This is a genomic window from Mucilaginibacter gotjawali, assembly GCF_002355435.1.
Taxonomy (GTDB): Bacteria; Bacteroidota; Bacteroidia; order Sphingobacteriales; family Sphingobacteriaceae; genus Mucilaginibacter; species Mucilaginibacter gotjawali.
The window spans coordinates 5528785-5542563 of record NZ_AP017313.1; the positions used below are offsets into that span (position 1 = coordinate 5528785).

At 40.2% G+C, this 13779-nt stretch carries 16 protein-coding genes and 1 pseudogene; 10 read left to right on the forward strand and 7 right to left on the reverse strand.

Translation table 11 applies throughout. The features are described 5' to 3' along the window. The first annotated feature begins 97 nt into the window (after positions 1-97). The 4 genes from MgSA37_RS24455 (at position 98) to MgSA37_RS24470 (ending at position 3702) form a co-directional block, all read left to right on the forward strand. Positions 98-1162, forward strand: coding sequence for a sensor histidine kinase (locus MgSA37_RS24455; RefSeq protein WP_096355920.1), 1065 nt, complete (start codon positions 98-100; stop codon positions 1160-1162). A 48-nt stretch (positions 1163-1210) separates the two neighbouring features. Beyond that, the gene (locus MgSA37_RS24460; protein WP_096355922.1) at positions 1211-1861 is read left to right on the forward strand and encodes a DUF47 domain-containing protein; all 651 of its coding nucleotides are present in this window, start codon (positions 1211-1213) and stop codon (positions 1859-1861) included. Between the two features lie 10 nt (positions 1862-1871). Continuing rightward, complete coding sequence (locus MgSA37_RS24465; protein WP_096355924.1) at positions 1872-2885, forward strand: inorganic phosphate transporter; 1014 nt, start codon at positions 1872-1874, stop codon at positions 2883-2885. 94 nt (positions 2886-2979) lie between these two features. After that, entirely contained in the window at positions 2980-3702 is a 723-nt protein-coding gene (locus MgSA37_RS24470; RefSeq protein ID WP_096355926.1) for a DUF4197 domain-containing protein, read from the forward strand. A gap of 5 nt (positions 3703-3707) precedes the next feature. Here the strand turns inward: MgSA37_RS24470 and MgSA37_RS24475 are convergent, their stop codons facing one another. Together MgSA37_RS24475 and MgSA37_RS24480 are read right to left on the reverse strand one after the other, a co-directional pair. After that, complete coding sequence (locus MgSA37_RS24475; RefSeq protein WP_096355928.1) at positions 3708-5099, reverse strand: carboxypeptidase-like regulatory domain-containing protein; 1392 nt, start codon at positions 5097-5099, stop codon at positions 3708-3710. Then, positions 5092-5661 (reverse strand): RNA polymerase sigma factor, encoded by a 570-nt coding sequence (locus MgSA37_RS24480; protein ID WP_096355930.1) that lies wholly within the window; start codon positions 5659-5661, stop codon positions 5092-5094. The genes MgSA37_RS24475 and MgSA37_RS24480 overlap by 8 nt, the downstream gene beginning before the upstream one ends. 317 nt (positions 5662-5978) lie before the next feature. Here MgSA37_RS24480 and MgSA37_RS24485 point away from each other — a divergent pair, with 317 nt between their 5' ends. From MgSA37_RS24485 to MgSA37_RS24505, 5 genes and pseudogenes are all read left to right on the forward strand, one after another. Further along, positions 5979-6386, forward strand: a complete 408-nt coding sequence (locus MgSA37_RS24485; RefSeq protein ID WP_096355932.1) for a response regulator — start codon at positions 5979-5981, stop codon at positions 6384-6386. Positions 6387-6519: 133 nt separating this feature from the next. Continuing rightward, positions 6520-7269: a UDP-2,3-diacylglucosamine diphosphatase gene (locus MgSA37_RS24490; protein WP_096355934.1), complete on the forward strand. Its 750-nt coding sequence runs from the start codon at positions 6520-6522 to the stop codon at positions 7267-7269. A gap of 90 nt (positions 7270-7359) precedes the next feature. Next, a pseudogene (locus tag MgSA37_RS24495) lies at positions 7360-8205 on the forward strand (YifB family Mg chelatase-like AAA ATPase); the annotation flags it as partial. 353 nt (positions 8206-8558) lie between these two features. After that, positions 8559-8981 carry a hypothetical protein gene (locus MgSA37_RS24500; RefSeq protein WP_096355936.1) on the forward strand — a complete coding sequence of 141 codons (423 nt, stop codon included), beginning with the start codon at positions 8559-8561 and terminating at the stop codon, positions 8979-8981. A 121-nt stretch (positions 8982-9102) separates the two neighbouring features. Further along, on the forward strand, positions 9103-9348 hold the full coding sequence (locus tag MgSA37_RS24505) for a hypothetical protein (RefSeq protein ID WP_096355938.1): 246 nt from the start codon (positions 9103-9105) through the stop codon (positions 9346-9348). Positions 9349-9376: 28 nt separating this feature from the next. On the opposite strand, the gene MgSA37_RS24510 is transcribed toward MgSA37_RS24505, so the two are convergent. Continuing rightward, on the reverse strand, positions 9377-9691 hold the full coding sequence (locus MgSA37_RS24510; RefSeq protein WP_197706039.1) for a helix-turn-helix domain-containing protein: 315 nt from the start codon (positions 9689-9691) through the stop codon (positions 9377-9379). A gap of 72 nt (positions 9692-9763) precedes the next feature. Here MgSA37_RS24510 and MgSA37_RS24515 point away from each other — a divergent pair, with 72 nt between their 5' ends. Further along, a complete protein-coding gene (locus MgSA37_RS24515; protein ID WP_096355942.1) occupies positions 9764-10669 on the forward strand; it encodes a hypothetical protein in 906 nt (301 codons plus the stop codon). 108 nt (positions 10670-10777) lie between these two features. Here MgSA37_RS24515 and MgSA37_RS24520 read toward each other — a convergent pair whose 3' ends face one another. The 4 genes from MgSA37_RS24520 to MgSA37_RS24540 all read right to left on the reverse strand — a co-directional run bounded on the left by MgSA37_RS24520 (position 10778) and on the right by MgSA37_RS24540 (position 13675). Further along, positions 10778-11923, reverse strand: coding sequence for an IS481 family transposase (locus MgSA37_RS24520; protein ID WP_096352439.1), 1146 nt, complete (start codon positions 11921-11923; stop codon positions 10778-10780). 65 nt (positions 11924-11988) lie between these two features. After that, positions 11989-12387, reverse strand: coding sequence for an aspartyl protease family protein (locus MgSA37_RS24525; RefSeq protein ID WP_096355944.1), 399 nt, complete (start codon positions 12385-12387; stop codon positions 11989-11991). Between the two features lie 44 nt (positions 12388-12431). Continuing rightward, complete coding sequence (locus MgSA37_RS24530) at positions 12432-12929, reverse strand: hypothetical protein (protein ID WP_096355946.1); 498 nt, start codon at positions 12927-12929, stop codon at positions 12432-12434. Between the two features lie 509 nt (positions 12930-13438). Further along, complete coding sequence (locus MgSA37_RS24540; RefSeq protein WP_096355950.1) at positions 13439-13675, reverse strand: hypothetical protein; 237 nt, start codon at positions 13673-13675, stop codon at positions 13439-13441. Positions 13676-13779: the final 104 nt, after the last annotated feature.

Consider the following 13779-nt stretch of genomic DNA (forward strand, 5'->3'; position numbering starts at 1 on the left):
TTTCGCCGGAGTCATCAATTGGAAAACTGTTGGAGCCAACCAAAAAACTAATCTCCAATTAACCAATCTCTAACGGCTAAACATTAACTTTACAAGTATGAAATTCAGAATACTTGTATTGATCAACGCCGGCGCGGTGGCTGTCACCCTATCAGCAGTAAATTATTATTTTCAGCATAGCTGGTATTATGTGGGCATCACCTTTTTTGTTACCATTATTACCAGTTTTATAATTTTCTATTACCTGATAGAAAAATACGTTTATTCGAAAATAAAGCTCATTTATAAATTGATCCATAATTTAAAACTCGGCCGCGACCTGCGCGATGCCCTTGGCGAGCAGCTGAGTTCTGACCCGATAAACGATGTTGAAAAGGAAGTAAAGGAGTGGGCCAGGGAAAAGAAAATAGAAATTGATGAACTGAAAAGGCAAGAGAAATTCCGCAGGGATTTTCTTTCCAACATTTCGCATGAATTTAAAACCCCGCTTTTTGCCATACAGGGTTATATTGAAGCATTGCAGGATGATGAATTTGAAGACAAACAGCTGGCGCGTGATTTTTTGGCAAAGGCAGCAAAGAATGTCGACAGGCTGAGTTACCTGATCAAAGATTTGGACGAAATATCTAAACTTGAATCAGGCGAGATCCCGATTAACCTTACCCGGTTCAAAATAAACGACCTTATAAAAGAGGTTTTTGAGTCGATGGAAATAAAAGCCAAACAACATAACATTAAATTAATATTCAAACAAAAATATGATGAGCCGATACTGGTAAATGCCGACCGCGAAAAGATCCGCCAGGTGCTGGTAAACCTGATCGACAACTCATTTAAATACGGAAACGAGGAAGGAAATACGTCTGTTAGCCTCTTTGAATTGCATGATCAGGTGCTGGTTGAAGTAACCGATAACGGCATCGGAATTGAGGAAAAATACCTTCCCAGGCTATTTGAGCGGTTTTTCAGGACAGATAGCAGCCGTTCAAGGCAGATAGGAGGGTCGGGTTTAGGGCTGGCCATAGTGAAGCACATTATTGAGGCCCATGAGCAAACCATTAATGTGCGAAGCACCGAAGGGTTAGGCTCCACTTTTGGCTTCACGTTGCAAAAATCCAAGCAGAGTTTACCTTTCCCTAACATACCTGTTCTAAAAACTTAACATTAACTTAACATTGCAACGTTACCTTTGCGCAAATTCACTAAAAAAATGTCACTTAACAGCATCTTCCAGTACTTCACCCCGAAGGATAAAAAAGTATTTTTTCCATTGTTTGAACAGGCAGCAAATAACGCTGTTGTGATGGCAACCATATTGGTTGAGGCTGTTAATACCACTAACCCGGCCACCCGCGAGGACCTGATCAGGCAAATTGATAAATTAGAAAACAAGGGTGATGAAATAACCCATCAACTTTACCTCGAGTTGGGCAAAAACTTTATCACGCCCTTCGATCGTGAAGACATCCACCAGTTGGCATCGGCGATTGACGATGTTGCCGACAATATACAGGGTGCTGCAAACAGGATGAGCCTATACCGGATTGATGATTTTAATGAGCACATAAAAAAGCTTTCAGATTTAATTTTACAGGGCAGTATTGAACTGGAAAAGGCCATTAAGGAATTAAGGGACCTGAAAAACAAGCGTAATATAGCCGATTCATGTATCAGGATAAACAGCATTGAAAACCAGGCCGACCATATTTTTGACCGTGCCGTTGCCGACTTGTTTTTGTATGAAACGGATGCGATCCGCCTGATCAAATATAAAGAGATCCTGTCTTCGCTGGAAACAGCTACCGATATGTGCGAAGATGCCGCAAATGTAATGGAATCTATTTTAGTTAAAAACGCATAAGCAATAAACGATGACCCCCATACTTATTGTTGTTATTTGCCTTGCCCTGCTGTTTGACTATACCAATGGCTTTCACGATGCGGCCAACTCTATTGCTACCATCGTTTCAACCAAGGTGCTTTCGCCTTTCCAGGCGGTGATGTGGGCTGCTGCTTTTAATTTCCTGGTTTACTTTTTTGTTAAAGACCATAAGGTAGCCAACACGATATCGAAAATTGTTAACGCACATTTTGTAACTATGAATGTGATCCTGGCCGGGTTGATTGCAGCCATTAGCTGGAACTTAATTACCTGGTGGTTTGGGATCCCTTCAAGCTCGTCGCATACGTTAATCGGCGGTTTTGCGGGCGCCGGTATCACCAATGCCCTTTATATGGGTTCAAGTGCGTTAAGCGCTGTAAAAATGAGTTACGTTTTAACCATCCTTGCCTATATTGTACTGGCGCCGGTTATTGGATTGATCATCGCCTATATTGTAACCGTATTGATCCTGCATATCTGCAAAAAAGCCCGCCCCGCTACTGCCGAGCGTTGGTTTAAACGCCTGCAACTGGTGTCGTCTGCGGCATTAAGCTACGCGCATGGGGGCAATGATGCCCAAAAAGTAATGGGTATTCTTTACGTTGCGGTATTTACGGCTCACGTTATTAAACAGGGCGACCCGATGCCAAACTGGATCCCCCTGGCTTGTTATTCTGCCATTGCGCTTGGAACCATGAGTGGCGGCTGGAAGATCGTAAAAACAATGGGCTCAAGAATTACAAAAATAACTCCTCTTGAAGGTGTAAGCGCTGAAACCGCGGGCGCGTTAACCCTGTTCTTTACGCAGTATTTTGGTATCCCTGTTTCAACAACACACACCATTACGGGGTCAATCATTGGCGTTGGCTTAACCAAACGGTTATCAGCAGTGCGCTGGGGGCTAACACTCAATATCATATGGGCCTGGGTAATCACTATTCCTGTTTCAGCAATTATTGCAGCAATAATGTTTGCCCTGTTAAGGACATTTTTACCAGGGTAATTAACCTTTTTCAATGGTGAAATTTGGGGGTTTATTAAAACTAATCAAACCAAATCATTATCATTGCCTTTGAAAAATCATTTACCAGCTACCCATGAAAACACTACTATTGCTTGTTCCAGTCCTTTTTTTTTCGTTTAGTTTTTCCGGAAATAAACAAATCCCAAATACTACGGAGAAATTCCAGTTGCAATTGCCTTCAACTTCTGAAATCGGTAAAGGGCTGAAAGATGCCTTGCTTCAGGGCACCTCGAAAAGCACCGACCAGCTTTCGGCTGTAGACGGTTTTTTTGGCAACGCAGCCATAAAGATCGTTTTTCCGCCGGAAGCGAAGAACGCCGAAAAAACACTCCGGGGACTGGGCTTTAATAAACTGTGTGATAATGTTATCCTCTCGTTAAACCGTGCCGCCGAGGACGCCGCCAAACAGGCAAAACCGATATTTATCGATGCAATTAAAAAAATGACACTTCAGGATGTTGACAAAATTTTGTTTGGTCCGCAGGATGCCGCCACCCAATATTTTAAGCAGGCTACTACCGCGCAATTGGTCTTGGCTTTTAAACCTGTGATAAATGCCAGTCTGGCTAAAGTAGGTGCTACAAAATACTACGGCGATGCCGCCAGAGAATACAATAAACTTCCTTTTGTAAAAAGGTTAAACCCCGACCTTAGCGACTATGCCACGCAAAAAGCGATTGATGGTTTGTTTTACCAGATTGCATTGGAAGAATTAAATATCCGGAAAAATACCGGGGCACGGTCAACCCCTTTGTTGCAAAAAGTATTTGCTTTTGCCGACAGCAAGAAGCATTAAAAAACTTAGTTGGTAAACCTGATCCGCAAATAAACCTGTTCCGGCCTCCCGGAAGAATTTCCGGCCCATTGCGGCCCGTTTTTAACCAGGTCAGTTGCTTTTCTATCCGTGGCCGGGCTAATCCCTTTTATTATTTTAATATCGGCAATGCCGCCATTTTTGTACACCATAAAAGATAGTCGTACTATCCCAATTTTTTGATCAGGCGAAACCGCATTTGTTTTTAAATATTTTTTGTATCCACTCCAACCATTCTTTGGGTGAGCCTTTACCACGGCAGTATCCTCATCAGCTTCTTTATTCTGTGCGGTATACCCCGTAACCACCACTTCACTTAAAGCACCGCTGCTTGGCGCTAAAGCGATATTTTTAACCGAGTCGCGGTTATTGGCGCTCACCTGGCGTGTTTGGTACCCTACTCCTGCAATAACCAGCTTGCTCCGGCTGCTGTCAGCCTTTAGCTGAAACCGCCCCTCAGCATCCGTTTTGGTAACTTTACTGGTACCGGCAACTTTTACTGAGGCGCCCTGGATGGGCAGGCCGTCATCCTGCGCTATAACTCTGCCCTGTATGCTTTGATTGTTTAAAAGCTGGTTCAGTGCCAGGCCGCCTGCAACCCCGCCACCGCTGGCAAGTTTGTTCAAATCGCTTTCCCGCGCGTTGTTATTGTGAATGGTTACCCCGGGCGCTTTACCCGGTAACTGTTGAACCGTGAGTTTTTTATCAGCACCTGCCACCAACGTGCCTTTCCTCACAAATAATGAAGTATCGATAGGTGGCTTTGCCTTATATTCCATCACAATCATTTCGTCAACCGGTGTTGAATCCGCGGGCGCCAGATTCCCTGCCTTGCTGTTGGCTGCAGGTTTGCTGACCACCAAATCCCGCACTCCCGGCGGCTTTTCCCTAACAGCCTGGTCGGCTGCAATAGTAGGGGTCAATGTGCGGGCTGATTTTTTGAAGATGCTTGCCGTTTTATCTTTTTCAACGGGTTTTATAGGGGTGGCACCCGGTGGTTTTACCAGATCGGCAGGTGCGCCTGCAGGTTTTTGTATAACCAAATTGGTTGCCAGCACTTTTCTTTTATATAAATTGCTGTTGGTTTTGTTATACCACCATATGCCCGCAGCACAAAACAACAGTAAAGATGCCGCAATACTTAAATAACGAAAAGGAACTATCCTTCCTGTCTTCGGTTCAATGCGGCTTTTTAACCGCGCTGACAATTCATTAAGCTGTTTTTGCTGATCCCCCTTTGCCGGTCCGTAGCCCTCCAGAGCATCCATTAAAAACGGATCATCCTGTGCCCGCCGTTCCAGCTGGTGCATAGCCCTGGCATCAAGTTCCCCGTTCAGGTACTTCCTTATTTGCAATATGTCGGCTTCTCTTTTATGCACTATTCTTCTCCAGGCAAATTTTAAGGTTACGTTTCCCGTTCTGGATGTAACTTTTTACATCATTTAAGCTAAAACCGGTGCTGTCGGCAATTTCCTTGTAGCACTTCTCGCTAAAATAAAATAAGTTAATACTTTGTTTTTGATTCGCGGGCAGCTTTTCCATACACAATTCCAGCGCTTTAAGGGCTGCTTCGCGGTCACCAGTATCAGGATGCAATTCAGGGGTAAATTCCATAAAATCATCCAAATTAACCATCTCCATCCTTTTTCCTGACCGTAGCTGCATCAAACAATAATTTCTGCTCAAAACATAAAGCCAGCTGCGGAACTGTTTGATATCGTGCTCTTTGGCCTTGCTTATTAACTCTTCAAAAATCCCCATCACAGCGTCCTTTGCCAGTTCTTCGTCCTTTAAATATTTCAGGCAAACGCCGTAAATCAAAGGCATTTGTTTTTCAAACAATTGCCCCAAAACCGAAAGGTCACCACTTTCGCGGTAAAGTTTCAGCAGCTTAACATCATCTGCTTCCTGCAGGTTTTTTGGCCGGGTAAAAAAAGTCATTTATGGGGCGACTAAAATAAACGTTTTTAATGGTTAATAAAAATGGAGCGTTGTGATGAATTAGCGGGAATTTATATTTTCCCAATGTGAAACAGAATTTCCACACACCATTATAAGCTAAATGCGATAATAACACTAAAGTTAACCACGGAAATAATTATTATCCTAAAACAATAATTATAGAACAAATGTTGATGGTTAAGTACGCTGGCATACTGTTTGCCTTACAATTAACAAGTACTTGAAATAGCATTTTATAAAATAAAAGCGTTAATTTTAACAACTGAATAACCTGCGAAGCAAAACCCTGATTAACCATGTGCAAACTTGTTGTTATTGATGATAACCCCACAGATCACTACATTATGCAAAGGTTATTGCATAATAACTATAACTGTGAACAAGCCACGTATACCTATGATGGCCGCTTAGTTTTAGATTACCTGGAACAAAACAAAGAAACAGGCTCACTGCCGGATTTGATTTTACTCGACCTTGACATGCCCGAACTTACCGGCTGGGAATTTCTTGACGAACTGGAAACGTTTAACAGTGGCGCAAAAAAAAGAGTACAGGTACACATCATGAGTTCTTCCATCCGGTCAGCTGATGTTTTTCATTCAAAAAAATACGCCTGTGTAAATTCGTTCATGACCAAACCCTTATCAAGGGACCTGGTGAACAAAATTTGTGAAGAGGCGTCGCCGGGCCGCAATGTAGCCTGATTTTAAAACAGAAAATTATTTTTGAGCAATACCTTAAGCAAGGAGGGCTGTGCTAAGCCCTCCTTTGCTGTTTTTATCCTACTGGCTTTTGCCTCTTGATTCCCAATTCTTTTCCCTTATTTTTACTGCCGCAATGGCCATCCGAAATAAACTATACTTCGCCTCCGACTTTCACTTAGGTACGGGTACATACCAAAAATCACGCGAACGCGAAGACCGTTTGGTGCGCTGGCTCGATAGCATCAAACACGATGCTGCCGAGGTGTTTTTAATGGGCGATGTTTTTGATTTTTGGTTCGAATATAAAACGGTGGTGCCAAAAGGGTACATTCGCTTTTTGGGTAAACTGGCCGAGCTGGCCGACGCCGGCATAAAACTCTACCTTTTTAAGGGCAACCACGATATGTGGATGTTTGATTATTTTGAAACAGAACTTGGCGCCACCATCATCAGCAACGAGCTGGTGATTGAGCGCAGCGGCAAAAAGTTTTACCTGCACCACGGCGACGGCCTGGGCCCCGGCGATAACTTTTACAAAATGCTGAAGAAGATCTTCCGCAGCAGGCTTTGCCAATGGCTTTTTGCCAGGATTCACCCCAACCTGGGGGTAGGGATTGCCAATTACTGGTCGCGTAACAGCCGGATAGCCAACGAAAAAAAGGAAGACCACAAACCAGGGCAGCAGGAATGGCTGGTGGTTTATTGCCGGGAGGTGCTGCAAACCCAATTTTATGACTACATGGTCTTCGGGCACAGGCATATGCCCCTGGATATTCAGTTAAACCCCGAAACCCGCTACATCAACCTGGGCGAATGGGTGTTAAGCAGCACCTATGCAAGTTTTGACGGAGAAACGGTGACATTGCATTACTTTGAAAAGTAGCGCAAACGAAAATAAATCCATATAATTTCATGCTGATTTTAACCCGTAAATAAAATTATTTACCTTTCGCCTCAAACAAACTTTATCAGCGTGTTGGTTAAAACTTTTGGCAGTGCAGTATATGGTATCGAGGCGATCACCATCACCATGGAGGTAAATATCAGCGGGGGCGGCAAACCCTTCTACCTCATCGTAGGCCTGCCTGACAATGCCGTACGCGAATCCATGCAACGGATAGAGGCTGCGCTGCAAACCAATAATTTCCGCATGCCACGGCAAAAAATCATCGTCAACATGGCGCCTGCCGATATCCGCAAAGAAGGCTCGGCATACGATCTGCCTATAGCCATCGGCATCCTCGCCAGCTCAGGCCAGGTAGAGAATGAAGATCTGGATAAATACATCATCATGGGCGAACTTTCGCTGGATGGCGGGCTGCAGCCCATTAAAGGCGCCTTACCCATCGCCATTCAGGCCCGTAAAGAGGGTTACAAAGGTTTTATCCTGCCCAAACAAAACGCCCGCGAAGCGGCTATTGTAAACGACCTGGAAGTGTACGGCGTGGAAAGCATCAGCGAAGTGGCCGACTTTTTTAACGGCAAAACGCAGCTCACCGCCGAAGTGGTAAATACCCGCGAAGAATTTTATAAAAGCCTTACCAGTTACGACAGCGATTTTAGCGAAGTGCGCGGCCAGGAAAACATCAAACGCGCGCTGGAAATTGCTGCGGCAGGCGGGCATAATGTGATCCTGATCGGTCCGCCCGGAGCGGGCAAAACCATGCTGGCCCGCAGGCTGCCCTCTATTTTGCCTCCTTTGAGTTTACACGAATCATTGGAGACCACCAAGATCCATTCTGTGGCCGGTAAGCTGGCCGCTGCGGATGCTTTGGTTACCACGCGGCCCTTCCGTTCGCCGCACCATACCATCAGCGATTTTGTTGTGTTTTAGTATTCGTCTGATTATCAAGGTTAAACTATTTTATGTTACGCCTATTTTGTTTCAGCGTTTTTCCTTTGAGACCAACAATCTTTGGTTTACCTTTGTGTCAACAAAAAGATAAATAGAGAGCTTTCAATTTTATCTCAATTAAGTGTTTGAATGAACCTCAAACCACCTCATTCTATATCCATAGAAAGGTTAAACTATTTAGATATAATTATTCACAAGTATCTAATTCACTATTTCAAAATGTAGTGGTTCACCTGTAAATATTTCCTTTATAATTTCCCCTGACTTATCGGGGTGGGTTTAATGTGTCTTTAAATTATTAACAACAAAATAAAATTATGAAATCGAAACAAATGGAAAAATTCATCTCAAAACTAGATTATTTCAGTTTGATAAAATTTGACGAATTGTATATGCAACGGAAATATATGTTGATAGGTGAGTTTTGGACAATAGATGAAGTTAAGGAGCAATTGTCATATTACTTAGATGGTTATATGGTGGACTATTTAGTAACTATTGGACAATTGGATTATTATCCCGATGGATTTGAGCATAAATTCGATCTAGAGGACGAATTGTTTCTAAAATTTTTAGGTGTGCCGTCTGTCAGTTATTTATTAGATGGCTTATTTGAAGTTCATGCTAATGATGGACGCACTAATATTGATGAGGTTGTCGATTTCGCTTGGGATGATTATTGCAAATATTATCATGATGTAATGGTAAGAGACAATAAATTAGGTGTGATTTTGGAATAATTTATATTTTTTATATCAAAAGTGTCATGTGACATTATTCAAAAGATAATGTCTTTTTTTTGTTCCAAATTCCGCAATGTGGTTTATCCTCCTTATAATAGCCCTATAAATAATTATAATCATGGAAATATTAAAATCTGAAGCTGTAAAAACATTATTAGAGGCTAACAAAAGTGTAAACAGGGAAACACTTTACAAAAAAGAATTAGACTCTTTAAAACCAGGTGAAGCCATCCGACTAAAGACAGAAGATTGGTTAATTAAAACCACCCCCAGTGCTTATTACTACCGTTACAATAAAAATCAAGGTAAAAAGGTAGTAACCGTGAATAAGTTAAAGGATGGCTTTTTAATCACAAAAAATTAATGTCTGACAAGGAACGTTAGCTTCTTATCTAAATAGATGAGGAGCTTTCGGGCTGCTCGGAATTATCGTCAATAGACAAGCCTTTAAGTAATTCTGATACATTAATGTCCAAACCTTTACACACTTCCAAAAGATACAAATAAGTAGGATTCAATTTTCCCATTTCTACCCGACTTATTGACTGAGCATCCTTACGAATTGAATGCGCTAATGTCTTTAAAGTCAATCCCTTTTCAAGTCTAACCTTTTTAATTCTCTCGCCTAAAATTACCAAGTCTGGGTTTCTTTCTTTAGGGTCAACCATAACTGGAAATTTCCTGATATTAAAAATATTTTCAATCAACGGATACGTTGATAAAGGAAATCTCCTTATGTTAGCTTAATTCAAAAATTTTCAATCTAAAACACACAACAAATGAAAAAAAAAGAAATTTCAGCATTTAAGAATCTGTTTTTATTTAAGGCAGGACAAGTAATTTTAACAATAGCCGTGACCGGGCTAGTATTTAGTAGTTGCCATAACTCATCCAAAGATTCAACCAGTAGTAACGCAGATAGTTCGGCTGTCACTAAACCCACAGCGGTTGATGTTATTTCTCAAATCAATGATTTGGACTCTTTAAATTACATTTTTACAGCTCGTCCAGATCAAGTAAAAAACCAGTATATGGATAAAACCATTAGTGTCACTGGTAGTATTGACAAAGGAGTCTTTAAGTTTTATAAACCAAGTGATAACGGAAACGGACGTCAAATGGTATCCTATTACGGTATAGAGACGGATTTGAAACAGTCTGATTTCTCTAACATTGTTCCTAATCAACCAGTAACTTTCTTTTATAATAAAAACGCAAAGAAATTTATTGAAGAAATTACTACCCCTGATTCAGAATTTAAACTATTAACCAGTATATACTCCGCATTCTCAAATTCAAGTGAAAAAAGGGATATAATAAAAGGTTTGGGTAGTAACGATGCTGAAACAAACGCATCATTAAAAAAAGACGCTTTAGAAAGCCTGGCTACATTGAAAACCACATTTCCAACCACCTATAAGTCATTGATGGATGGTGACTTTGTAGTGGGTGATCATTATGTAACTGGTGCGCCGGTAATGGATTTTATAGTAATTGACCAAGTTATGATACAAGGTAAAGTATTAGATATGTATCAAAATAGCTTGAACAAAATAATGTTTAAGTTGATGGGTGCTAAAGTTGTTAAAACAAAACGTTTAATTGATTTAGATAAGCTACCCGTATTTATCCCAAAGGTTAGCGGATCAACTGATAATACTACATCCGATACTCCAGCAAATTAAAATCAATCTTACTACAAATAAGATAACCCCCATGAGAGAGGGGGTTATCTTATATTAAAATTTTGTTAAACTGTAATAGCCACAACTTGATCTGACAGTCGGGTGGTTTTAAAGATTGTCAGATGGAATTTGTGAATATAATATTTTCTCGTCTAAATGCATTGACTCAGATTCTTCTGAGCCCTTTTTGTGAGGGCTCTGAAGAATCTGGTCTTCGGCGAGTCTCTCCAATAACTTTTCCTGGGCCATCGGAATACTGCTGGTGAAAGTTTGCATCGGTGTTTTACCGAAGCAGTACTTGCCACTGTGAGTCCTTTCATTGTTGTAGTTATACATCCACCTGTCCAGATCAGCTTGCAATTCAGCTATGCTTCTGTATATTTTTTTGCGAAACGCAATTGCATAAAACTCATCCTGAATGGTCCGGTGGAACCGTTCGCAAATACCATTGGTCTGCGGGCTTTTGGCTTTAGTTTTGGTATGGTCGATGTCTTCGATTGCCAGGTATAACTGATACTCATGTTGTTCCCTTGCACCGCAATATTCGGTCCCTCTATCGGTCAGTACCCTCAATAAACGGAGTTCGTGTTGCTCATAAAAAGGCACAACTTTATCATTAAGCATTTCTGCCGCAACCAGTGCATTTTTACGGTCATACAGTTTGGTAAAGGCTACTTTAGCGTAGGTATCAATAAATGTCTGTTGGTAAATATGGCCGACACCTTTAATGTTGCCGACGTAGTAGGTATCCTGAGCACCTAAGTAACCGGGATGATGTGTTTCTATTTCACCATGAGCTTTCTTTTCTTCTTTGGCTTTCTCTAAAGCAATAACCTGCGCTTCTGTCAATACTAATCCTTCTTGTGCTGACTTGGCTTCCAGCGCTTTTAAACGAAGTTTAAAGGTATGCAAATCGTGGCGTAACCAGATACTTCTTACGCCACCGGGAGACACTGATATGCCTTGTTTTTTTAACTCGTTGGAAACCCTTAACTGGCCTAAAGCAGGTTGCTCAATCGCCATCTCAACAACGGCTTTTTCAACGTGTTCTTCCACACGATTCTTTAATACTGGCTTCCTGCGGCTGATTTCCTGAAGGGCCAATTCTCCGCCCTGGTCGTAAAGTTCTTTGAAACGATAGAAACTATCCCGTGAGTAGCCCATTACTTTGCAGGCCTGTGATACGTTTCCTAAATGCTGGGCAAGCTCCAATATGCCCAACTTGTTTTTGATGATCTTCGCTTGTGTTGTCATAATACTAATCTCAGTTACGTGTTTTAATTTTTCGTAACTGTCAGATTAAGTTTTGACTATTTCAGTTAAACCTCATCTAGCCAAGCTGTCTTTTTAGCACCATGATAAACAAATTGATAATTGCGTAAAATGTTTACTCCAATAATGGCATCATATTCGACCCTTTTTGATATATCTTTTCTATAAACTAAGGTTCGAAAGCTAGTCCAATTAGTAGACGGTAATTTCATATCTACAATTGCAACCTTCGATTTACCGTCACCATCTAGTGACGAAGTCCCCCCTTCCGCCAATTGATTATCATTAAATTCAAGTTCGTCAAATACACTAGGACATAATAAAGTTATTTCCGCACCGGTATCAATCAAAGCATTACATGTTGCAGTTTTTCCAGTGCCAGGATTGACTACTGATATTTCACAAATCACCAAGCCGTTTGTCAGGACTTTTAAGTTATAACTCATTTCGTATTACAATTAATGTTCAAACTTAATAGAAGTTATAACTATTAAATCAAAATCTTATAGTTATAACTTTCTTTCGTCATCAATCCCGTAGCACTTTGTTTTAATAGATAATTAAGTAATCCATTTTTGGTAGTGCTGTTTGATATATTTTGGATCTTATAATTAGGTATTTTTTTAAAAGCAGTATTGATATAAAATTCTAATTGTGGTTCATACAAAGAGGTATTAATTATACAATGTGCATGTAGCCCCAAGTTCCTGATAAATGAACTTGAAACATCGTTTTTTGAAATGATTCCACCATATTCAATTATAAAAAGGTAGTTGATGTATTCAAAGCTGTTTTTATAATCAGCATTGATAGTGTTAAATAGATTATTAGTTAGTTGAAAATTTAAATCTTTAACGTTGGTGGTTGGAATACCAGTTAATGTTAGAAGGTATAGGTTTTTATTTTGAGACAGATTGTTAAATGCTCGTGTAATGTCTGTTTTATTGTCGGTGGTCTTTGACTTCCTTATTAGTTTATTCTTATTCATTATATTACTATTATTTATTTATCTATTAAGCATATTCAACCAATCAATCATCTAAAACGGTTTAAATGATTGATAGATTAGGCTCATTTAACTATCACTTTTATTCCAGAGTGTGATTGTCGGTCATAGAGTGTGATACCGGTTATAGAAGATACTATAATAAACTCATTATTTGTATTGATTCAAAATTCTTATCCTATTAATTTGGGCATCTAATATTTGCAGTTCTATTCTCTTTAATTTCTTTTTCCAACTACTAGTGAGTGTATCATTATATTCCTTCAGTTTAATCAACCGCTTTTGTTGAAGGATCGTCAATTTGTTACTCATGTTCTTTTAGTAATGATTCTATTAATGATTTTATAGTTGATAAAGGAAAAAGCTTTTTGTTCTGAACATTAACAATCTCGTCTTTTGGAAGAGGATAAGCATCCAATAGTTTTTGTATTTCAGATCTGTTCAATTGTAAATGTTCCCTTAACAGGTAACCATCTAAATATTTCTTTCCATCAATTAAATAGTAGATTTCCATAGGTAAGGGTATTTTTTTTCTTGATCAGCAAAGTATTTTTTATTTCCTCAATAGAATCATTTTCATCTTCGCTATCACTTTGTGTTGCTTCGTCCTCGTCAACTGGCGCAGTCTTTTTATCTTCCTTTGTTTCCTTCGGGTCCTTGTCGTTAGGGTCTTTGGAGTTTTGAATGAAGGCTTCAAATCTCTGAATGTGTCTTGGTTTAATTTTCATGGTTACATATTGATTTTATACGATATGATATATATCTAATATCCCTGTCTCCCTTGAATAAATTTTTTCAACGATAGTAGTTTAATTGTGTTTACACGAAAGCC

Bases quoted from the DNA above. Each gene is read 5' to 3' on its own strand.
- MgSA37_RS24455 (WP_096355920.1), top strand. From the start codon at position 98: ATGAAATTCAGAATACTTGTATTGATCAACGCCGGCGCGGTGGCTGTC.
- MgSA37_RS24460 (WP_096355922.1), top strand. From the start codon at position 1,211: ATGTCACTTAACAGCATCTTCCAGTACTTCACCCCGAAGGATAAAAAA.
- MgSA37_RS24465 (WP_096355924.1), top strand. From the start codon at position 1,872: ATGACCCCCATACTTATTGTTGTTATTTGCCTTGCCCTGCTGTTTGAC.
- MgSA37_RS24470 (WP_096355926.1), top strand. From the start codon at position 2,980: ATGAAAACACTACTATTGCTTGTTCCAGTCCTTTTTTTTTCGTTTAGT.
- MgSA37_RS24480 (WP_096355930.1), bottom strand. From the start codon at position 5,661: ATGACTTTTTTTACCCGGCCAAAAAACCTGCAGGAAGCAGATGATGTT.
- MgSA37_RS24485 (WP_096355932.1), top strand. From the start codon at position 5,979: ATGTGCAAACTTGTTGTTATTGATGATAACCCCACAGATCACTACATT.
- MgSA37_RS24490 (WP_096355934.1), top strand. From the start codon at position 6,520: ATGGCCATCCGAAATAAACTATACTTCGCCTCCGACTTTCACTTAGGT.
- MgSA37_RS24500 (WP_096355936.1), top strand. From the start codon at position 8,559: ATGAAATCGAAACAAATGGAAAAATTCATCTCAAAACTAGATTATTTC.
- MgSA37_RS24505 (WP_096355938.1), top strand. From the start codon at position 9,103: ATGGAAATATTAAAATCTGAAGCTGTAAAAACATTATTAGAGGCTAAC.
- MgSA37_RS24515 (WP_096355942.1), top strand. From the start codon at position 9,764: ATGAAAAAAAAAGAAATTTCAGCATTTAAGAATCTGTTTTTATTTAAG.
- MgSA37_RS24520 (WP_096352439.1), bottom strand. From the start codon at position 11,923: ATGACAACACAAGCGAAGATCATCAAAAACAAGTTGGGCATATTGGAG.
- MgSA37_RS24525 (WP_096355944.1), bottom strand. From the start codon at position 12,387: ATGAGTTATAACTTAAAAGTCCTGACAAACGGCTTGGTGATTTGTGAA.
- MgSA37_RS24530 (WP_096355946.1), bottom strand. From the start codon at position 12,929: ATGAATAAGAATAAACTAATAAGGAAGTCAAAGACCACCGACAATAAA.
- MgSA37_RS24540 (WP_096355950.1), bottom strand. From the start codon at position 13,675: ATGAAAATTAAACCAAGACACATTCAGAGATTTGAAGCCTTCATTCAA.